At 41.7% G+C, this 20,038-nt stretch carries 17 protein-coding genes and 1 tRNA gene; 13 read left to right on the top strand and 5 right to left on the bottom strand.

Annotation, left to right across the window (positions count from 1 at the left end; all coding sequences use genetic code 11):
- Window positions 1-60: 60 nt before the first annotated feature.
- Entirely contained in the window at window positions 61-843 is a 783-nt protein-coding gene (locus CRI9333_RS00675) for a fumarylacetoacetate hydrolase family protein (RefSeq protein ID WP_015201282.1), read from the bottom strand.
- A gap of 256 nt (window positions 844-1,099) precedes the next feature.
- On the opposite strand from CRI9333_RS00675, the gene rpsF reads away from it, so the two are divergent.
- Together rpsF and ggt are read left to right on the top strand one after the other, a co-directional pair.
- On the top strand, window positions 1,100-1,417 hold the full coding sequence (gene rpsF, locus CRI9333_RS00680) for a 30S ribosomal protein S6 (protein ID WP_041226192.1): 318 nt from the start codon (window positions 1,100-1,102) through the stop codon (window positions 1,415-1,417).
- Window positions 1,418-1,551: 134 nt separating this feature from the next.
- Window positions 1,552-3,336 carry a gamma-glutamyltransferase gene (gene ggt, locus CRI9333_RS00685; protein WP_015201284.1) on the top strand — a complete coding sequence of 595 codons (1,785 nt, stop codon included), beginning with the start codon at window positions 1,552-1,554 and terminating at the stop codon, window positions 3,334-3,336.
- 159 nt (window positions 3,337-3,495) lie between these two features.
- On the opposite strand, the gene CRI9333_RS00690 is transcribed toward ggt, so the two are convergent.
- The gene (locus tag CRI9333_RS00690) at window positions 3,496-3,774 is read right to left on the bottom strand and encodes a hypothetical protein (RefSeq protein ID WP_015201285.1); all 279 of its coding nucleotides are present in this window, start codon (window positions 3,772-3,774) and stop codon (window positions 3,496-3,498) included.
- A 533-nt stretch (window positions 3,775-4,307) separates the two neighbouring features.
- On the opposite strand from CRI9333_RS00690, the gene CRI9333_RS00695 reads away from it, so the two are divergent.
- On the top strand, window positions 4,308-6,530 hold the full coding sequence (locus tag CRI9333_RS00695) for a tetratricopeptide repeat protein (RefSeq protein ID WP_015201286.1): 2,223 nt from the start codon (window positions 4,308-4,310) through the stop codon (window positions 6,528-6,530).
- Between the two features lie 135 nt (window positions 6,531-6,665).
- Complete coding sequence (locus CRI9333_RS00700; protein ID WP_015201287.1) at window positions 6,666-9,356, top strand: DEAD/DEAH box helicase; 2,691 nt, start codon at window positions 6,666-6,668, stop codon at window positions 9,354-9,356.
- A gap of 406 nt (window positions 9,357-9,762) precedes the next feature.
- On the opposite strand, the gene CRI9333_RS00705 is transcribed toward CRI9333_RS00700, so the two are convergent.
- Window positions 9,763-11,289 (bottom strand): YifB family Mg chelatase-like AAA ATPase, encoded by a 1,527-nt coding sequence (locus CRI9333_RS00705; protein WP_015201288.1) that lies wholly within the window; start codon window positions 11,287-11,289, stop codon window positions 9,763-9,765.
- A 158-nt stretch (window positions 11,290-11,447) separates the two neighbouring features.
- On the opposite strand from CRI9333_RS00705, the gene CRI9333_RS00710 reads away from it, so the two are divergent.
- A complete protein-coding gene (locus CRI9333_RS00710; protein ID WP_015201289.1) occupies window positions 11,448-11,798 on the top strand; it encodes a histidine triad nucleotide-binding protein in 351 nt (116 codons plus the stop codon).
- A gap of 123 nt (window positions 11,799-11,921) precedes the next feature.
- On the top strand, window positions 11,922-13,004 hold the full coding sequence (gene psbA / locus CRI9333_RS00715; RefSeq protein ID WP_015201290.1) for a photosystem II q(b) protein: 1,083 nt from the start codon (window positions 11,922-11,924) through the stop codon (window positions 13,002-13,004).
- 151 nt (window positions 13,005-13,155) lie between these two features.
- Here psbA and CRI9333_RS00720 read toward each other — a convergent pair.
- Window positions 13,156-13,227 (bottom strand) — tRNA-Thr (locus tag CRI9333_RS00720).
- A 238-nt stretch (window positions 13,228-13,465) separates the two neighbouring features.
- On the opposite strand from CRI9333_RS00720, the gene CRI9333_RS00725 reads away from it, so the two are divergent.
- The 5 genes from CRI9333_RS00725 (at window position 13,466) to CRI9333_RS00745 (ending at window position 17,316) form a co-directional block, all read left to right on the top strand.
- The gene (locus tag CRI9333_RS00725; RefSeq protein ID WP_015201291.1) at window positions 13,466-14,584 is read left to right on the top strand and encodes a sulfate ABC transporter substrate-binding protein; all 1,119 of its coding nucleotides are present in this window, start codon (window positions 13,466-13,468) and stop codon (window positions 14,582-14,584) included.
- A 143-nt stretch (window positions 14,585-14,727) separates the two neighbouring features.
- Window positions 14,728-15,585: a sulfate ABC transporter permease subunit CysT gene (gene cysT, locus CRI9333_RS00730; RefSeq protein ID WP_015201292.1), complete on the top strand. Its 858-nt coding sequence runs from the start codon at window positions 14,728-14,730 to the stop codon at window positions 15,583-15,585.
- Complete coding sequence (gene cysW, locus CRI9333_RS00735) at window positions 15,575-16,456, top strand: sulfate ABC transporter permease subunit CysW (RefSeq protein WP_015201293.1); 882 nt, start codon at window positions 15,575-15,577, stop codon at window positions 16,454-16,456. The genes cysT and cysW overlap by 11 nt, the downstream gene beginning before the upstream one ends.
- A gap of 46 nt (window positions 16,457-16,502) precedes the next feature.
- The gene (locus CRI9333_RS00740) at window positions 16,503-16,856 is read left to right on the top strand and encodes an NIL domain-containing protein (protein ID WP_015201294.1); all 354 of its coding nucleotides are present in this window, start codon (window positions 16,503-16,505) and stop codon (window positions 16,854-16,856) included.
- 178 nt (window positions 16,857-17,034) lie between these two features.
- Window positions 17,035-17,316, top strand: a complete 282-nt coding sequence (locus CRI9333_RS00745) for an NIL domain-containing protein (protein ID WP_015201295.1) — start codon at window positions 17,035-17,037, stop codon at window positions 17,314-17,316.
- 71 nt (window positions 17,317-17,387) lie between these two features.
- Here the strand turns inward: CRI9333_RS00745 and CRI9333_RS00750 are convergent, their stop codons facing one another.
- Window positions 17,388-18,035, bottom strand: a complete 648-nt coding sequence (locus CRI9333_RS00750) for a response regulator transcription factor (protein WP_015201296.1) — start codon at window positions 18,033-18,035, stop codon at window positions 17,388-17,390.
- 657 nt (window positions 18,036-18,692) lie between these two features.
- Between CRI9333_RS00750 and CRI9333_RS00755 the strand changes: the two genes are divergently transcribed.
- Together CRI9333_RS00755 and CRI9333_RS00760 are read left to right on the top strand one after the other, a co-directional pair.
- On the top strand, window positions 18,693-19,298 hold the full coding sequence (locus CRI9333_RS00755) for a peroxiredoxin (RefSeq protein ID WP_015201297.1): 606 nt from the start codon (window positions 18,693-18,695) through the stop codon (window positions 19,296-19,298).
- 185 nt (window positions 19,299-19,483) lie between these two features.
- Window positions 19,484-20,029 (top strand): peroxiredoxin family protein, encoded by a 546-nt coding sequence (locus CRI9333_RS00760; RefSeq protein ID WP_015201298.1) that lies wholly within the window; start codon window positions 19,484-19,486, stop codon window positions 20,027-20,029.
- Window positions 20,030-20,038 lie beyond the last annotated feature (9 nt).

The following is a 20,038-nucleotide window of genomic DNA, read 5'->3' on the forward strand; positions in this document are numbered from 1 at the left end:
TTGGGTTGCGCTGCGCTTAACCCAACCTACAAAGAGCGAAAAATAGTAGTTTGATAATTGTTAATTGATTGTGCGTGCAACTACAGTATTTTGTAACTGACCGATGCCTTCAATTTCTACACAAACGCGATCGCCAATAGCAATAGCTCCAACGCCTTCGGGTGTACCTGTAAGTACAACGTCTCCAGGTAAAAGCGTCATTACCTGAGAAATATAAGATACTAACACATCTGGTGGAAATACCATCTGGTCAATAAAAGCAGATTGTACAGGCTGATTAAAGTTATTTAAAAATGTCTGTATCCTTGCCCCTGCACTTAACTCTCGCACAATCCAAGGACCTAGTGGACAAAAAGTATCAAATCCTTTTGCTCTTGTCCATTGACCGTCAAGTTTTTGTAAATCCCGTGCTGTAACATCATTAGCAATGGTATAACCCCAAATCTTGGCTTGAGCTTCTTTGGGTGTACATTGTACGCATCGCTCCCCAATTACTAAAGCCAATTCTCCTTCATAGTCTACCTGCTGTGACTGAGGTGGGTAAAAAATATTGCTTTCATCACCAGTTACCGTAGTAGGAGGTTTGAGGAAAAGTAGTGGCTCTTTGGGAACTGGTGTCCCCATTTCGGCGGCGTGGTTAGCGTAATTTTTACCGACAGCAACGATTTTTGAGGGAGCGCAGGGAGCAAGTAGCTGGTAAGTATCTGCTGGTAATTGTAAATCTGTAGGCTGCCCCTGTAACCAAGGTGGTGCATCCAGTACCTGTACACTGCGATTTAGTTGTAGTAAACCGTAGTAAGTCTGCCCTTTTTCGGTTTTAACTCGGACGTAGCGTTGCGCCATATATTGCTGGGTGGGTTGTAATGAGTGATGTCAGCTAAATATTTAAAATAATTTAGATTTACTATGTTAAATATGTAGAATAAACGACGTAGTAAGATTGTATGTCCTTGCCTCTTCATCTGCTGGAGGGTTAAGTATACAGGTAGAAAATTTCTACCTTCTTTCATGTTGTCTGGTTAGATCCAGCTAACCAGAAGAGGCCATCTTGTCCATAAGGAGATAAACGCGCGTGAGTAAAGTTTACGAATACGAAACAATGTATATCCTACGTCCCGATCAAGGGGATGAGGTGGTTGATGGCACGATCGCCAAATATGAAAATTTCTTGCGTGAGCAAGGAGTTGAGGATATTCAAGTTCAGCATCGCGGTAAGCGTCGTCTAGCATACGAAATCAATAAGCATCGTGATGGCGTTTATGTTCAAATGAACTACAAAGGCGGCGGACACGCAGTTGCAGGTTTGGAAAGAGCTATGCGCCTAAGTGAAGAAGTAATTCGCTACTTGACAATTAAGCACGAAGTGCCAAAATCTGAATCTGAAGCTGAACCTGAAGCAGTGGAAGCAGAAGCTTAAATCAATGATCAATTAACAATTATCAATTAAGAGTTTTGTTTGGGTATGGTGGGCAGCTTACAAGCAATTGGGTGTATGCTGAGGAACACTGAACCCAACTCCCTATTATTGTTAATTGTTAATTGTTAATTGTGATGATTAAATTATTTCACCAGTGCAAAAGTTTAGCTGTTGCACTGGTTTCTTTTTCTATCTCTATATCCCTGGTTAATTGTCCAGAAGCAACGGCGGCTTTTTTACGACCAGCAAAAAGTAAACAGGGAATGGTTGTTTCTGCTCATCCCTTGGGGACAGAGGCGGGTGTTGCGATGTTGCGGAAGGGTGGTAATGCTGTTGATGCCGCAGTAGCAACAACTTTTGCTATTTCAGTTGTTGAGCCTTTTTCTGCTGGCATTGGTGGTGGTGGGTTCTTATTATTAAATTGGAATTCTACTAAGGAAATTAAAGCTTTGGATTTCCGAGAACGCGCACCTCAAAAAGCTTCTCGGAATATGTATCTTGATGCTAATGGTAAGGTACAACCGCAAGCTAGTATTGATGGTCATTTATCAGCAGGCGTACCTGGGACTGTAGCTGGATTGTATGAGTTGCAGCGACGTTATGGCAAGTTGAAATGGTCTGAGGTGGTCGCACCATCAATTAATTTAGCTCGTAATGGTTTTATTGTTAGCGATGGCTTTGTTACTGCTTTTAATGATCGAAAAGCTGCAATACTTAAAAATCCTGCGGCTCGTCAAGTTTTTAGCAAAAATGGCGTTGCATTTCAACGAGGAGAACGGTTAGTTCAGCGAGATTTAGCAAAAACTTTAGAGGCGATCGCTCAAAATCCTAATAATTTTTATACAGGTAATATTGCCCGTGCGATCGCTCGTGATATGAGTGCTAATCGTGGCTTAATCACCCTCAACGATCTCAAAGCTTACAAACCTACTTGGCGCAAACCTGTCTGTGGTAATTTCCGTCAATATCGTGTTTGTTCAATGCCACCGCCTTCTTCTGGTGGTGTTCACTTGCTGCAAATATTGAACATCATCGGTGATACTGACTTGAAATCTCTAGGATGGCACAATCCTGATGCTCTACATTTGATGGTAGAAGCAATGCGGATTGCTTATGCCGATCGCTCGGAATATTTAGGCGATCCTGCTTTTGTAAAAGTGCCAATTCAAGCTCTTACCAGTCGTGGTTATGCTGCTCAAAGAAGGCAGGAGATCTTGAGGGAAACGGCACGTCCTTCAACTGAAGTTAAGCCAGCCGCGCGATCAACGTTATCGCAATTTTCCTCAGAAGTTCCAGGTAATATTCCTGCTAACGCACAACCTAAATTAATCAAAGAATCTTCTGATACTACTCATCTAACCGTAGTTGATGCCCAGCGTAATACAGTGAGTTTAACTTTTACTGTTAATTATGGCTTCGGTTCTGGTGTGGTTGTTCCTGGTACAGGAATTTTGCTCAATGATGAGATGGATGATTTTGCGGCTGCGCCTGGTGTACCGAATGCTTATGGGTTAGTGGGTGGAGATGCAAATGCGATCGCGCCTAACAAAATTCCCTTATCCAGCATGACACCAACAATTGTCACCGAAAATGGACGTTTACGCATGGCAGTAGGCGCTCCTGGCGGTAGCACGATCATTACCACTGTGCTACAAGTTGTTTTGAACGTGCTGGAATACGGTATGAATGTCAGTGAGGCAGTTTCAGCCGGAAGAATACATCATCAGTGGCTACCTGATACTGTGAGGGTAGATCGTTGGGGTTTTGATCCAGCAACTTTGGCGGATTTGCGCCGTCGAGGTCAAAAGATTGAATTGCAGCCTTATTGGGGTAATGCTAATGCTATTGAACAGACACCGAATGGCATTTTAGAAGGTGCTGCTGATCCGCGCGGCGAAGGATCTGCTAAGGGTTTGTAGCTTTTGAATCTGTTGAGCAAAACTTAGCATTTTTAGACAATATTTCGGTTTTGGTAATAGGGGAAAGGGTAAAGCACAAGCAGAGAAGTTATTTTGACTTTATCCTTTTCCCGTTTTTCCTAGCAGCTTAAAGTAGCTAGAGCATTACGACTAGATTTTTTAATCGTCATCCTCATCATCGTCGCGCTCATTGCGATATCTGTGTTTGCGATCGTCATCATCGTCACGCTCATCACGATATCTGTGTTCGCGGTCATCGTCGCGATCGTCACGATATCTATGTTCGCGATCGCCATCGTTGCGCTCGTCACGATATCTGGGTTCGCGATCGTCATCGCGGGATCTGGAATGACGTTCTTGATCGTCGTATTCGCGATCGTCCTTGCGATCGCCTTGCAAGAAATTAGGTAAACCTTTGAACAAATCTTGTATGCCCATATTTCTTATCCTAAAATTTGGAAAAGTTTTTTTAAAGACTTACTACTACATTGTCAATTTTTTTCTTGCTATAACTCTCTCAATAGATATAAAGTAACTCTCCCCTAAAAAAATGAGCAAAAGCATAAAAATGTATTGATTTCACCTACTAATTTAACTACAACCTTTAATATAAGTATTTATTTAAGTTAAAAGATTTTTTATTGCTATTTTTCTTGATAAATCTCGAATTACAGTTTAAGTTTTGTACAAGCAACCCAACTTTAAATCAGGCGGCATCTTCCTAAATGGTGAAATTTAAGGATATTTTAGATTAAGTTTCACTAAGCAATTATTTTTTCTATAGATGCAGATTAGCTTAATATAAAAACATTAATCTTCAAAGAAGTTTAAAACATTCTTGGTGATTTGAGAACTTTAATCCTGAAGCAGGCAAACAGACTTTGAATACAGAAGAATAACACCAGCCTTAATCCCAATACGACGATTAAAGCTAGTGCGCTCTTGCCATCTGCCACACCCAATTGCCGCTAATGATCGTGACCGATTCTTCTACCCAAAAGGTTTCGGGCTGGAATATAGAAAACTATCAACGCTTGAGACGAGTGTTGAGTCTAGGTTTGCGTCGCCAAATTTTAGTTTCCGTATGTGATGATTTTAGTCTTCGCAATCACTTAGCTGAAAAATTAACAACGGAATTAGCTGCTCCATCGGCTGAATCGCTAAGTGGAGTGGCAAATGGTGAATTAATCACCCTGCAATTAAACCCCAGTAATCCGAATTTTTTAGCTCATATTGCTCAATGGATTACTCAACATCAACAGCTTGAGCGTTCTTTATATACCTTCCAAATTCTGGGTGTCGAGTTATTAACCAGGCAATCAGCAGATATACAGCGTTCATTCCTCAGATGCTTACAAGTAATCGGACGTAATTTTCCTCGCCTAGAGGCTAGTTTGTTAATCTGGTTGCCTCGACCTTGGTTTTATACTATCCAAGAATCAGTACCAGAGTTTTGGCAGTGGCACACAGGTTTATTTGAATTTGAAGGAGAACCAACTTCCTTAACAAAAATTAGTAATCCGCAACCAGAGGCGAAGCGGAGGCTGGAAACTAGCTTAACAGAAGTCGAAGAGACACCAGTAGCTCAGGAAAAGGTATGGCAGATTCTTACCCGTGACTTAGCCAATTTTAGCGAAAATAATCAGGAAGTTCCTGTAACACAAAAAGCTTTAGAAGAACAGTTAACTGAAACAAATGAACACAATGCCGAGAAAGACATTGTATTATCAAATAATTTTTATATAGATGATGTTGATGGCAGTATCAAGCAAGAAGAATTAACTTCTCCATCTTCTTTAGCTATTATTAATCAAAATTATTCTTTATCTTCTTTAGTAGATGAAACTGAGGAAAGTAAAAATTTAAGTTTATATGAATCAACTGTTGTCAGTAGTAATGATGTACAGCAAACTGTAGGACAGGATTTATTACATCCGTTAACTATACATGAAATTTCGCGATCGCAACAGCAAGAGGAATCACCAGAGGCAATCGCTGAAGCTTATCTAAGTGTAGGGAATCATTATCGCGATCGCATTGAGGAAGGAGATGTTACTTCATCAAATTTGATGGAAGCTATAAAAGCTTATGAAGAAGCATTGATATGGCTAGAAAAACAAGCATCGCCGATAGTGCCAGAAGTAATTAATGATATCGCAAATCTTTATTGGATGCTATCTAGATTTACTGACATTACCTTAGAAACAGGAGAACCAGCGGTTTTAAATTTTCTTCAACGTAGCATTGAATCTTATCAGTTAGCATTGAGCAAGATCAGTGGAGATAACTCCCACACCTGCGCGATGATTTTGAATAATTTGGGTGCAGTATACAATGATTTAGCAGGTTATCAAGACACTGCTGATAATCTACAACTATCAATTGAAGCATATCAAGCAGCTTTGCGATATCGTCCTGCCGAAGATGATCCGCTTAAGTATGCCTCGACGCAGAATAATTTAGGCACAGCTTATTGGCATCTTGCTCAACAGGTAGATCAACAGTTATGTGTTCAACTGTTGCAACAAGCGATCGCTTCTTATACCGAAGCCTTCAATTATTATAATCCCAAAGAAGAACCCTTAAACTGGGCGATGATTCAGAACAATCTGGGAACTACCTATTGGAATTTAGCACAATATGAACAATCAACCACCTTTTTAGAACTGGCAATTAAGGCTTACCATCAAGCATTGAAATATCGCCGAGCCGATTTAGCGCCAGCAGCTTGTGCTGCTACACAGAATAACTTGGGTACAGCTTATTGGCACATAGCGAAGTATTATCAAGATACGCCCGAAGTTTGGATGCAATATATAGAAAAATGTATTGTCGCCTATCAAATAGCGATCGCACTTGCTCAACAGTTAGCAAATAGCACACCCACAGAGCAGCTAACTTTTGATGTAGTTAGTACACAAAACAATTTAGGACTAGCTCATTACCAGTTAGCAACACATCAAAAATTATCATTGTCTGATCAAGCTAAATCAACTCACTTGCAAGCAGCATTAGCTCAAAATTTACAAGCTTTGCAAAGCTTAAGCGATCAACCTGAGCATCGCACTAATAGCTTAAATTATGTAATTAAAACAATTAAAGCTTTTTATCAACAACTTGGCTTACAGGGGCAGAATATGGCACTTTCTAAAGTTCCAGGTTATTTGCTACCGGAAATTTTGCCTAAGTTGTAGTCGCATTTCTATTATCTCCCACCTAAAAGGTACGGGGGCGCGGGAGCTTTGTCAATTTATAATTGGATATAACCTATACAGCTTATTGTTAAGAAAAATATAGGAGAATCTGCTCCCCATTTGGAAAAATCTTTCGTGAACCAGTTTTCTACCTCTCAAGACCTTAATCTCAAAACCCTTTTTCCGTTTGATCTCGATGAATTTCAGTATCAGGCGATCGCAGCTTTTGATGCGGGTCGTTCTGTAGTCGTATGCGCCCCAACAGGTTCAGGAAAAACCTTAATTGGAGAATATGCGATTTATAGAGCGTTATCGCGGGGTGGTCGAGTTTTTTACACCACACCCCTAAAAGCACTATCTAACCAAAAGCTGCGCGACTTCCGCCAGCAATTTGGTAACGATATGGTGGGATTACTCACTGGCGATATTTCCGTAAATCGGGAAGCACCGATCCTGGTAATGACCACGGAAATTTTCCGTAATATGCTTTATGGTACTCGGATTGGTGAAGTTGGTACATCCTTGGCGCACGTAGAAACAGTAGTGCTGGATGAGTGCCACTACATGAACGATCGCCAGCGCGGAACAGTTTGGGAAGAATCAATTATTTACTGTCCCCCAGAAATTCAGTTAGTGGCTTTATCCGCAACTGTTTCTAATAGTCAAAATTTAACAGCTTGGATTAGCAGCGTTCATGGACCAACAGAATTAATCTACTCTGACTTTAGACCTGTTCCTCTACAGTTTTATTTTGGTAATCCCAAAGGTTTATTTCCTTTACTGGATGATTACAAGAAAAAAATTAACCCCCGTCTGATCGCTAAACGCAAATCAGATACCAGCAAAGGTAAAGGTGCGCGTCCAGAAACTCCCGCTTTAGGTTTTATCGTCAATCAGTTAGCGCAACGGGATATGCTACCCGCGATTTACTTTATCTTCAGTCGTCGGGGATGCGATCAGGCAGTTGAAGAGTTGAAAGGGTTAATGCTGGTAAATCGAGCAGAAACTGCGGAACTCAAGCAGCGAATTGACGACTTTTTAGCCCGTAACCCTGATGCAGGTCGTGCTGGACAAGTTGAACCGCTTTATCGCGGTATTGCGGCTCACCATGCCGGAATTTTACCTGCTTGGAAGGGGTTAGTAGAAGAATTATTTGGGCTAGGGTTGGTGAAAGTGGTATTTGCTACAGAAACCTTGGCAGCAGGTATTAATATGCCTGCCAGAACTACTGTAATTTCTACCCTTTCCAAGCGTACTGACGATGGACATCGCTTGCTGAAGGCTTCTGAGTTCCTGCAAATGGCTGGTAGAGCAGGTCGTCGGGGGATGGATACCACAGGTTATGTGGTGACGTTACAGACACGATTTGAAGGTGCTAAGGAAGCGGCTTATTTAGCAACGGCATCAGCAGAACCGTTGGTGAGTCAGTTTACACCTAGCTATGGCATGGTGTTAAATTTGCTGCAAACCCACGAATTGGAAGAAGCGCAAGAGTTGGTGGAGCGTAGTTTTGCTCAATATACAGCATCGCAACACTTAAAACCTCAAGTTCAAGCGATCGCAGATTTAAACCGCGAACTACAGCTAATTGATAGTTTATTAGAACCTGTCAATATTGAACTGCTTCAAAAATATGAAAAACTCCAAGGAAGACTCAAAGAAGAACGCAGACTCTTAAAAATTCTGCAACATCAAGCAGAAGAAGTACAAGCCAAGGAAATTAGCTTGGGACTACTCCAAGCTAATCCTGGTACGATCTTGAGCTTGAAGGGTAAGTATGTACCAGTATCATCACCACTTCCCGCAGTCTTAGTTGCTAAGGTAGCTGGCGCTGGTCAATTTCCTTATTTGTTGTGTTTAGGAAAAGATAACAAATGGTATGTAGTCACCACAAATGATGTTGTAGGGTTGCATGGCAAATTACCACAACTACCATCGAACCTGGGAGTAAAAGATATTGAATTTCTAGAATCGCCCCCAGAGTTAACTTTCAAGCCTGGTCAATCTCGTAGTGGTTCAAATGTGACAGATGCGATCGCTACAATGATTCCTCATGCCTCAGTTCCAGCAGTTGCACCAGAAGTAATAGCTCAACTGAAACAAGTAGAAATGCTCAAAGCCGAGGTAGATCATCATCCTATCTGGCAATGGGGAAATCCTTCTACATTGCTCAAACGTCAGAGCAGACGTATGGGAATTCAAGAAGAAATCTGCAAACGCCAAGAAATGCTTCAGGCAAAACTTGCACACCATTGGCAGGAATTTACAGATTTAATTGAAATCTTACGACGCATGGGAGCGTTGCAAGATTTGAATCCAACGCCGTTGGGAGAAGCCGCAGCAGCAATTCGAGGTGATAACGAATTGTGGCTGGGTTTAGCAATTACATCAGGTGCGCTAGATGAACTTGATCCACACCACCTAGCCGCCGCCGTATGTGCTTTAGTTACCGAAACAGCACGTCCTGACAGTTGGACAAATTACTCACTATCTAATCAAGCAGTAGAAGCTTTAACTGAAGTACGAAACGTTAGGCGACAGTTATTCCAACTACAACGACGCTATCAAGTTACTCTACCAGTCTGGTTAGAGTATGAGTTGGTTGGCATTGTTGAACAGTGGGCATTAGGGGTTGAATGGTTTGATTTGTGCGGGAATACTAATTTAGATGAAGGCGATATCGTCAGGATGTTACGCCGAACTGTGGATTTATTATCACAAATTCCTCATGTACCGCATATATCAAGATCGTTACAGCGCAATGCTATTCGTGCTATTCAACTAATTGATCGTTTCCCTGTTAATGAGGTAATTGCTGATAGTTAGTCGTTAATTGGTAGGTCAAATTAGTTAAATGTAAAACCCCGCCTCCCAGCAAAGTTTGATGCAACACGGAGGGGGGAAACTTTCGGTTTTAATCAGAACTTATTCTACCTTATAGCTGTGATTATTCTTTTAGAAAATACATTAGTTATGGGATATTTTAATCAATCGAACAATGGCAAAATTTATTAAATAGGCACTATTAATTTTGCTAAAAATCCCACCAGCCAATACTAGGCAAGTGGGATTCAATAGTTAAATATAAGATTTTCTACTATAGTGGCTTTCAGCTAGTCACCTATTCCATGCTTTTAATATACTATTCATCTCCATTAGTTTTGCTCGTGGGAATCACCGAAGTTTGGCTAAGGTTTACTTTTTTATCCGTAGATCCACTTAGGTTATTTGGTTACTGCATTCGGTCAATGGTGCGGTACTGAATGGCTTCAGCAACATGAGACGTTTTGAGGTTGTCATCGCCAGCTAAGTCAGCAATAGTACGTGCCACTTTCAGAATGCGATCGCTCGCTCTTGCAGATAAGCCTAATTTCCGAATAGCATTTTCTAATAAATTACGACTAGCATCATCTAATTTACACCAATTGCGTAAGTGACTGCTTTGCATCTGTGCATTACAACGCAAACCTTGCTCTGTGAAACGAGTACGGGCGCGATCGCGTGCTACTTGTACCCTCTCTCTCACTGGCGCAGACTCTTCTCCCAATGGTTGTTGAGTAATTTCCTCTGCCTTCAAACGATTAACAGCCACTTGTAAATCAATTCTATCCATCAAAGGTCCTGAAAGCTTTGCCCAATATTGCTCTCGTTGGCGAGGTGAACAAGTACACGGTTGAATAGAATCTCCAAAATAACCACAAGGGCAAGGATTTGTACTTGCCACTAAAGTAAACTGAGCAGGAAACATTACAGATTGACGAGTGCGAGACACTGTGACATAACCATCTTCCAAAGGCTGCCGTAAAAATTCCAGTACATCCCGCTTAAATTCCGTTAATTCATCCAAGAAAAGCACACCTCTATGAGCTAGAGATATTTCCCCTGGTCGGGGAAAACTACCACCACCTACCAAAGAAGGACCAGATGCAGAATGATGAGGACTGCGAAAAGGGCGATCACTCATCAGTGATCCTTGATTCTTAAGTAACCCTGCCACCGAATGAATTTGAGTAACATCTAGCGCCTCCTCAAAACTCAATGGTGGTAAAATTCCTGGTAAGCGTCTGGCTAACATAGTTTTACCAGAACCAGGCGGTCCCACAAAGATTAAATTATGCCCGCCAGCAGCAGCAATTTCTAAAGCGCGACGAGCGTGTGCTTGCCCTTTGACATCTTTTAAATCTGCTCCTGTAAACGCAGAACGCCTTAATTCCTGCACACCATCCAACTTTACAGGCTGATATTTCTCAGGTTCGTTAAGAAACTTTGCAACATCCCAAAGATTATTAAAGCCGTAAACATTTAAATTCTGAACTACAGCAGCTTCCTTAGCATTATCCGCAGGCACAACCAAACCTGTAATCCCTAGCCTTTGGGCAGCAGCAGCGATGGGTAAAACACCCGCAACCGGACGCAAACTACCATCTAAGGAAACTTCCCCTAAAAAGAGGTAATCTCCCAATAATTCAGCACTTACCTGTTCAGAAGCAGCTAATATTCCCACGCTAATCGGCAAATCAAAGCTGGGACCTTCCTTGCGTAAATCAGCAGGAGTTAAATTAATCACAATTTTCCGCAGAGGGAAGGCATAGCCAGCATTTTTCAACGCTGCCTTCACCCGTTCTCTAGATTCCTGCACCGCAGCATCAGGCAACCCTACAAGTACTATTCCTGGTAGCCCTCCTGATACATCTACCTCAACGCCTACCTTAACTGCGTCGATGCCAACAATTGATCCACTCCAGACTCTAGCTAGCACATCAATTTATTAGAGACTGCAAAAAAAGTATAAAGCCTGCGAACTGAAAAGTCAGCGTTGGGGCGATACTCCGCAGGAGTTGCTACGCGATCGCCTAAAAAGCTAATAAATTACCCTAATATCGCTAAAATGCAGCTAAAAGAATTAGCGAAACTAGCATGAGTGCCACAGAAGATACCATTTTTGGCAAAATTATCCGTCGGGAAATTCCTGCGGATATTGTTTATGAGGATGACATCGCCCTTGCCTTCAGAGATGTTAACCCGCAAGCGCCTGTACACATCTTAGTAATTCCCAAACAGCCTCTGCCAAAATTAGCCGATGCCGAGTCACAAGACCACGCAATGCTGGGACACTTACTCTTAACTGTTAAGCGTGTAGCCCAACAAGTGGGACTGAGTAACGGCTACCGTGTCGTGATTAACAATGGTGACGATGGCGGTCAAACCGTTAACCACCTGCATTTACATATTCTCGGCGGTCGCCAACTGAAATGGCCACCAGGATGAATCCCAGCACAAAATAAATTTTTTTGCTAACCCCTTTACAAAAAGCAACATTGGCGTTAATGTAATAATTAAGGTAGCAAAAACTACTTTGAACCTAGAAAATTAAATCGCCATTATTCACAAATGACTACAACCATTCAACGTCGCGAAAGCGCCAACGTTTGGGAACGCTTCTGTGAGTGGGTCACCAGCACCGAGAACCGCCTCTATGTAGGTTGGTTCGGAGTATTAATGATCCCTACCCTACTAAGCGCCACCATTTGCTTCATCATCGGATTCATCGCTGCACCTCCAGTAGACATCGACGGAATCCGTGAACCAGTAGCTGGTTCATTGTTGTACGGCAACAACATCATCTCCGGTGCAGTAGTACCTTCTTCTAACGCTATTGGTCTGCACTTCTACCCAATCTGGGAAGCAGCCAGCTTAGATGAGTGGCTCTACAACGGCGGTCCTTACCAGTTGGTAATTTTCCACTTCTTGATCGGTATCTTTGCATACATGGGTCGTGAATGGGAATTGTCTTACCGCTTAGGTATGCGTCCTTGGATCTGCGTAGCATATTCAGCACCAGTAGCAGCAGCCACAGCAGTATTCTTGATCTACCCAATTGGTCAAGGTTCATTCTCTGATGGTATGCCTTTAGGAATCAGTGGAACATTCAACTTCATGTTGGTATTCCAAGCAGAACACAACATCTTGATGCACCCTTTCCATATGTTAGGTGTAGCAGGTGTGTTCGGTGGTTCCTTGTTCAGTGCAATGCACGGTTCTTTAGTAACCTCTTCCTTGGTGCGTGAAACCACCGAGATCGAATCACAAAACTACGGTTACAAATTCGGTCAAGAAGAAGAAACCTACAACATCGTTGCAGCCCACGGCTACTTCGGTCGCTTGATTTTCCAATACGCATCATTCAACAACAGCCGCAGCTTGCACTTCTTGTTGGGAGCATGGCCAGTAGTAGGTATTTGGTTTACCGCTCTGGGTATCTCCACAATGGCGTTCAACCTCAACGGGTTCAACTTCAACCAGTCAGTGGTTGACTCCCAAGGTCGTGTAATTAACACCTGGGCAGACATCATCAACCGCGCCAACTTGGGTATGGAAGTAATGCACGAGCGCAATGCTCACAACTTCCCTCTAGATTTGGCTGCTGGTGTTGAAGCTCCTGTTGCTCTTACTGCTCCAGCTATCAATGGTTAATTTTTAGCCTGAAAACTAAATCAAAAAGCGTCTCCTTTTAGGGGGCGCTTTTTTATTGCCTTTTAATGTGACTTTACCTATAATTTTTGCCACTACGACAAGCTTATGGGTAAAGTTACATTATTGGTAGAAACGACTATTTATCTAATAAAGCTGGTGACGGGATTTGAACCTGCGACCGGCTGATTACAAATCAGCTGCTCTACCACTGAGCTACACCAGCACGATTAATTATTATAGCAAATTTTAACGAATTTGCAATAGACAAACAGATTTTTAGCTAAATTAATAACGCTGATGCCGTTATTGCTATTAATCCTTTGTTTATTATGCCATGCAAGGCTTGTTTTACTAAATATTTTTGCCCTCTGTACAAAAACACTGTGATCTGCGCTATTATTTATGGCTATAAGAAATAGCGGTATTCCGACCGAATAACCGGAGTATAAGGAGAGCGTTTGATGCGTCTGTGGGAAAAAAGTACTCAAATAGTAGCACCCAATCAGTCAATAGTAAGGCTTTTCAGTTTGCTAAAGCCAAGTTCCCTCAAGGGGTTTATGTCCCTGTTTTTAGTGGGAGTGAGTTTGAGTGTGGCGATCGCATCCTGCTCCCCAAATAACTCCGGTGGTAATTCCAGCGCGGGTGCTAAAAGCGGAGATCTTGAGCTAACCCTCGTCTCCTACGCCGTCACCCGCGCCGCCTACGAAAAAATCGTTCCAGAGTTTACAGCAAAGTGGAAACAGGAACACAACCAAAACATTACCTTCAGCCAAAGCTATGGTGGATCGGGTTCTCAAGCCCGTGCTGTCATTGATGGCTTAGAGGCAGATGTTGTAGCCTTAGCCTTAGCCCTTGATACTAAGAAGATTGAGAAAGCTGGACTCATCCAACCAGGTTGGGAAAAAGAAGCACCTAATAATTCAATTTTGACTAAATCTGTTGCTGCTTTAGTCACCCGTGAAGGCAATCCGAAAGGAATTAAAACCTGGGAAGACTTAGCAAAAGATGGTGTAAAAGTAATTACAGCTAACCCTAAAACATCTGGTGGCGCTCGGTGGAATTTCTTAGGAATATGGGGTTCTGCAACAAAAACAGGTGGTGATGATGCTAAAGCTCAGGAATTTACCACAAAAGTCTACAAGAATGTTCCCGTACTACCTAGAGATGCTCGTGAAGCTAGCGATGCCTTTTTCAAACAAGGTCAAGGAGATGTCTTAATCAATTATGAGAACGAAGTAATTTTAGCTGCACAGAACGGGCAGAAACTTCCTTACGTTGTGCCTGATGTTAATATCTCCATAGACAATCCCATCGCAATTGTAGATAAAAATGTCGATAAACACGGCACAAGAGAAGTTGCAGAAGCCTTTGTCAAGTTTCTCTACACACCTGAAGCACAAAGAGAATTTGCCAAAGTAGGCTTCCGACCTGTAGATCCCACAGTGGCAAAAGAAGTAGCTAAACAGTTTGTTCCCATCAAAACTCTCTTTACAGCCCAAGATTTAGGCGGTTGGGACGAAATACAGCAGAAGTTCTTCGATGACGGAGCAATTTTTGACAAAATTCAGGCTGGCAGCTAATTAGTAATGAGAGAGGAGGGAGGAGGGAGGAGGGAGGAGGGAGGAGAGAGGAGTAATTTATTCCCCATTCCCTATTTCCCATTCCCCATTTCCGGTTTTTAGAAGACTAACGATATTTAGAACTTTATCTTTCATAGTTTCTTATGGCTGTATCTGCTCCTCACAAACGTACCCCTATTTGGCAAAGTCCCTTTCGCAAACTTAGTAAGCTTTCTTGGCCTTGGCGAATTACTTTGGGGTATCTCACCCTGATGCTATTTCTACCTGTATCAGCCCTGCTATTGAAAGCTAGTACTGAAAATCCAGCTAACTTCTGGAGAATTGCTACCAGTCCTATAGCTCTTGCCACTTATGATGTCACCTTTGTTACATCGTTGATCGCTGCTTTAATCAACGGAGTATTCGGGTTTTTAATTGCTTGGGTATTAGTTCGGTACGATTTCCCGCTCAAGCGATTCATTGATGCTGCAATTGATTTACCCTTTGCTTTACCCACCTCTGTTGCTGGTTTGACTCTTGCCACAGTCTACAGCGATAACGGCTGGATCGGTTCACTGTTAGCTCCGTTAGGAATTAAAGTAGCATTTACTCGCTTAGGGGTTGCCGTAGCGATGCTATTTATCTCCTTGCCTTTCGTTGTTAGAACCTTACAACCTGTATTGCAACAACTAGAAAAGGATATTGAAGAAGCCGCTTGGTCTTTAGGTGCGTCTCAATGGCAAACGTTTTGGCGTGTAGTTTTACCACCCTTAATGCCAGCACTTTTAACAGGTATCGCACTAGGTTTTTCTAGGGCAGTTGGCGAATACGGTTCGATTGTAATTGTTGCTGCTAACGTTCCATTTAAGGACTTAATCGCGTCGGTACTAATTATCCAAAGACTCGAACAGTATGACTATAGTGGCGCAACCGTGATTGGCACAGTTCTGTTGGGAATTTCCTTGTTAATCCTATTAGCAATTAATCTTTTACAAAGTTGGGGACGACGTTATGAACTCTGATTTAGCAGGGCATTCTTTTTATCCACAATCACCAGATTCTAAGTCATCAAAAAAAGCCAAAGAACGTGGTTGGATCAAAGTAGTTTTGATTGGTGTGGCGATCGCATACCTGACGTTAATATTATTCATTCCCGCCATCAACGTCTTTGCACAAGCCTTTAAAGAAGGGTTTGCACCTTTTTTTAACAACCTGACAGAGCCTAATTTTCTCCATGCCATACAGCTTACAATCTTAATCGCCCTAGTTGTCGTCCCGATCAATACAGTATTTGGACTTTGTGCAGCCTGGGTAATTGCCAGGAATCAGTTTAGAGGTCGAACCTTTCTAATTAGCCTTTTAGACATTCCCTTTGCAGTATCCCCAGTTGTAGCTGGATTAATGATTGTATTGCTGTATGGGCGCAACGGCTGGTTTGGATCACTATTAGAAGCAGCAAACATTAAAATTATTTTTGCTACCCCTGCAATGATCCTGGCAAGTGCTTTTATCACCCTACCGTTTGTCGCCCGCGAAGTAATTCCCGTTTTAGAAGAAGCTGGTTCAGATCAAGAAGAAGCAGCTAAAACACTAGGCGCTAACGATTGGCAAATATTCTGGCGCGTCACCCTGCCTAATATTAGTTGGGGTTTGCTATACGGTGTAATTCTGACCAATGCGAGAGTGATGGGCGAGTTTGGCGCGGTTTCTGTCGTATCTGGCAACATCACTGGTAAAACTCAAACATTACCACTTTTTGTTGAGGAAGCTTACAAGCAATACCAAACTCAAGCTTCCTTCTCAGCCGCAGTTTTGCTTGCAGGTTTGGCATTTATTACCCTCGTACTCAAAGAAATTTTAGAGAATAAAACCAAGATAAAAGAAGTTGAATAACCAATTCAGGACTTACCCATTTGTGAACCACTGCTAGGAGACTAACATGAAAACTCAAAACATTAACAATCTCTCAAATACTCAATTAGAAACTTATGATAGTAAAAATAAAGCAAAAACTGCTAACTTTAAGCAAGACAATACAATAACTAAAACTCGCCTTCAAGTTCGTATTCCCAAACTTTACAGTCAGGAACCAGTAATCTCCCGCTTGATTTCCCAACATGGTTTAACAGTCAATATTGCTGGAGCTATATTAGGAGCAAATACCAGCAACGATGGTTGGTTTGACCTGGAAATTAGCGGCACTGCCCAACAAATTAGCAACGCCCAAATTTATCTCAATGACTTAGATCTAGAAGTCTTATCTGAGCCTAAATATCAAGCATATTGCTGGTAATCAGTACTTACTCAGATCAATTGTTTTGAAATTCACCAGAACTTACACAAAAAGCTTCAGTGACCAAGATAGTCACACTACATATAGGGTAAATTAACTTGCTCTGACCCGATAAGTAGTGTGGGCATCTGACCCCCGTATTGTGCAAGCGTAAGTTTTATTAACAAGCAATAAAAATATGACAAACTCTGCTATAGACAATAGACCAACCAAAATCGGCATCAAAATTCGCATCCCCAAAAATTTTCAAGAAGAACCAGTAATCTCACGTCTAGTTTCTGAACACGGCGTAACAGTTAATATTGCAGGGGCATTACTAGGAGCGAATGCCAGAGATGATGGCTGGTTTGACCTAGAACTACTAGGCACAACAAGTCAAATTCAGAGCGCCTTAGTCTACCTAGAAGAACTGAAATTAGAAATTTGGAGCCAATCAAATATAGAGGAAGATGCGTGGTAAAAATTTTTTATAAGAAGATTTGAGATTTTAGATTGATTATCCAAAATCAAGATATCAAATCTCAAACAGATTTACGCCATACTACTTTCAATCGCCCAGCGAGCTAGTTCTGTACGATTATGTAAACCAGTTTTTCCTAACATATTCGACACATGACTTTCAATAGTTCGCTGGCTAACATTCATCACATCTGCAATCTCTTTATTTGCCAACCCTCGCGCCACAAACTGAACTACTTTGAATTCTGTCGGAGTTAATTCAACAGAAGCAGGGACTTGAATTTTAGGGTTTGCTTCTGCTCCTTTGTTAGGGTGCTGCATTAAACGGTTGGCTTGTTTGAGCGATGACTCTACTTGCGCCACCAGTTCGTCTGGCTCAAACGGCTTCACCATGTAGACATCAGCGCCAGTGCTAAGACCTTTGACTCGATCTTGGCTTTGACCCTTAGCAGAAAGAAACAGCACCGGAATCCAGCTTGTGCGGGCATCTTGTCTAATATGCTCAACCAGAGCATATCCGTCCATCTCTGGCATCATTACATCACAAATAATCATGTCGGGAATTTCTTTGGCTAAAACCTCTAAAGCTTCCCGACCATTTTCTGCTGTCATGACTTCATACCCTTTAAATACAAGGTAGTCCTGAACTAACAAGATCAGGTTAGGGTCATCATCAATTAGCAGCAGTCGTTTGTGATCTTTTACACCATTGTCTTTCATGTTGTAATTCTGGCTACGCCTGCATTAATAAAGTTAGTCAATTCTGTTAATCAGTATTATCCGCAAGATCTAGGTCAGATCTTTGAGCTACTATATCCACTGTTTGTACAGGTATGACAGGTAATATATGACCTTGATGGAAAAATTATAGCGTCGTACCTGTTGACCATCCATAGAAATATAGTAAGGATACGGAAGATTTTAATGTAAGTACTATGTTACTGTATAAGGTTTTTCAAAAATCATTTATGATACACATTGCAACTTCAGGGTGCAGAGGTTTTGGGCATTAACTTAGCGGTGAGCTATAAAACTTAGACAGTTGAAGCCTGATAGGTAGATCCCCATAAGCTCCATATTCAATTGGGGAAACGGTGAAAGTCCCCTTGATAAATGGGTTGGGTGATTTCTTCTGGGTAAGTCCTATGTTAAGTAACCTCAACAGTAAAGATTTTCAAAGGTTAATTGTCATCGGCATTTTTTGAGCGATCGCACAGCTATCAATTTGTCGTTTTACTCAAAAACGTTATGACTGTAAAATATTAGTAACAATTCGTAAAGAATCAGTCGTTGTTTGTACGGGGAAGTCCTCAGACGACATAAACCGCGACTTGTATGCTGACACAGATACTCGATCACTAAAGGAGCAATCGTTTTATGACTCACCACACAGAAGGCTGCCTTCGGGTTGGACAACCCGCCCCGGACTTCACTGCAACATCTGTGGTCGATCAGGAATTTAAGACGATTAAACTGTCTGATTATCGCGGTAAGTATGTAATTCTGTTTTTCTATCCGCTAGACTTCACATTTGTTTGTCCTACGGAGATTACAGCATTTAGCGATCGCTACGCAGAATTTCAGCAAATAAACACTGAAGTTTTAGGCGTTTCTGTTGATAGCGAATTTTCTCACCTAGCATGGATTCAAAGCGATCGCAAATCAGGCGGTGTCGGCGATCTCAACTATCCTCTAGTTTCCGATCTCAAAAAAGAAATTAGTACTGCTTACAACGTTCTTGACCCCGATGCGGGTGTTGCCCTGCGTGGTCTATTTATCATTGATAAAGAAGGCATTATTCAGCACTCTACCATCAATAACCTCTCCTTTGGTCGTAGCGTTGACGAAACCCTTCGCACCCTCCAGGCAATTCAATATGTTCAGTCTCACCCGGACGAAGTTTGCCCTGCTGGTTGGCAACCAGGCGACCAAACAATGGTTCCTGATCCAGTGAAGTCTAAAACCTACTTTGCTTCTGTTTAATCATCAAGCCATCCCAGTTGAATGCAGTTGTACTAATTTCAACAGGGATAACATATATTCATCTCTAGTGGGAGCATCTTGCTCCCTTAATGGTTGTAAGCTAAGACGCATCTAAATTTTACATTGATAGCAAGCAAGATTACTACTTGAGTTAATTTTTTTTATAAACTAAAATTTCACAAATTATGCTCACCTCAACTGATTTTACTGGTTTATTTAGTGAACGTTTCTTCCGCAACTTTTTACCTATTCCTGCTACAAATAACCTAAGTTTGGGAGAATTAGTTTTTAACTTTGATTTACCTGATATTACTAACGGGCGTAGAGTAAAATTATCCGACTATCGCGGTGTTCAACCAGTATTACTAGCATTTACTCGCATCTTCACCGAAAACCAATATTGCCCCTTGTGCTACCCACACATTAAGGCAATGAATGAAAATTATGAGCAGTTTACGGCTAAGGGCGTTGAGGTGCTAATGATTACGAGTACTGACACCCAACAGAGTAAAAAGGTTGTCCAAGACCTGAAATTAAAGATGCCATTACTAAGTGACCCTAGCTGTAGGACATTTAAAATTTATCAAGTTGGTCAAGCTTTGGGTGCGCCTCTACCTGCTCAGTTTTTAATAGATAAGCAGGGAAAGTTGCTGTTTAAGCATTTATTTTCTTTTATTGAACCTAACGCCGAAATTGAGCAACTCCTAAGACAATTAACAATTAGCAATTAACAATTGAAA

The sequence above is a fragment of the Crinalium epipsammum PCC 9333 genome (assembly GCF_000317495.1).
Classification (GTDB): Bacteria; Cyanobacteriota; Cyanobacteriia; order Cyanobacteriales; family PCC-9333; genus Crinalium; species Crinalium epipsammum.

What these genes read in the sequence shown, in the direction of transcription:
- CRI9333_RS00675 (WP_015201282.1), bottom strand. Translation starts at nt 843, where the DNA reads ATGGCGCAACGCTACGTCCGAGTTAAAACCGAAAAAGGGCAGACTTAC.
- rpsF (WP_041226192.1), top strand. Translation starts at nt 1,100, where the DNA reads ATGTATATCCTACGTCCCGATCAAGGGGATGAGGTGGTTGATGGCACG.
- ggt (WP_015201284.1), top strand. Translation starts at nt 1,552, where the DNA reads ATGATTAAATTATTTCACCAGTGCAAAAGTTTAGCTGTTGCACTGGTT.
- CRI9333_RS00690 (WP_015201285.1), bottom strand. Translation starts at nt 3,774, where the DNA reads ATGGGCATACAAGATTTGTTCAAAGGTTTACCTAATTTCTTGCAAGGC.
- CRI9333_RS00695 (WP_015201286.1), top strand. Translation starts at nt 4,308, where the DNA reads ATGATCGTGACCGATTCTTCTACCCAAAAGGTTTCGGGCTGGAATATA.
- CRI9333_RS00710 (WP_015201289.1), top strand. Translation starts at nt 11,448, where the DNA reads ATGAGTGCCACAGAAGATACCATTTTTGGCAAAATTATCCGTCGGGAA.
- psbA (WP_015201290.1), top strand. Translation starts at nt 11,922, where the DNA reads ATGACTACAACCATTCAACGTCGCGAAAGCGCCAACGTTTGGGAACGC.
- CRI9333_RS00725 (WP_015201291.1), top strand. Translation starts at nt 13,466, where the DNA reads ATGCGTCTGTGGGAAAAAAGTACTCAAATAGTAGCACCCAATCAGTCA.
- cysT (WP_015201292.1), top strand. Translation starts at nt 14,728, where the DNA reads ATGGCTGTATCTGCTCCTCACAAACGTACCCCTATTTGGCAAAGTCCC.
- cysW (WP_015201293.1), top strand. Translation starts at nt 15,575, where the DNA reads ATGAACTCTGATTTAGCAGGGCATTCTTTTTATCCACAATCACCAGAT.
- CRI9333_RS00740 (WP_015201294.1), top strand. Translation starts at nt 16,503, where the DNA reads ATGAAAACTCAAAACATTAACAATCTCTCAAATACTCAATTAGAAACT.
- CRI9333_RS00745 (WP_015201295.1), top strand. Translation starts at nt 17,035, where the DNA reads ATGACAAACTCTGCTATAGACAATAGACCAACCAAAATCGGCATCAAA.
- CRI9333_RS00750 (WP_015201296.1), bottom strand. Translation starts at nt 18,035, where the DNA reads ATGAAAGACAATGGTGTAAAAGATCACAAACGACTGCTGCTAATTGAT.
- CRI9333_RS00755 (WP_015201297.1), top strand. Translation starts at nt 18,693, where the DNA reads ATGACTCACCACACAGAAGGCTGCCTTCGGGTTGGACAACCCGCCCCG.
- CRI9333_RS00760 (WP_015201298.1), top strand. Translation starts at nt 19,484, where the DNA reads ATGCTCACCTCAACTGATTTTACTGGTTTATTTAGTGAACGTTTCTTC.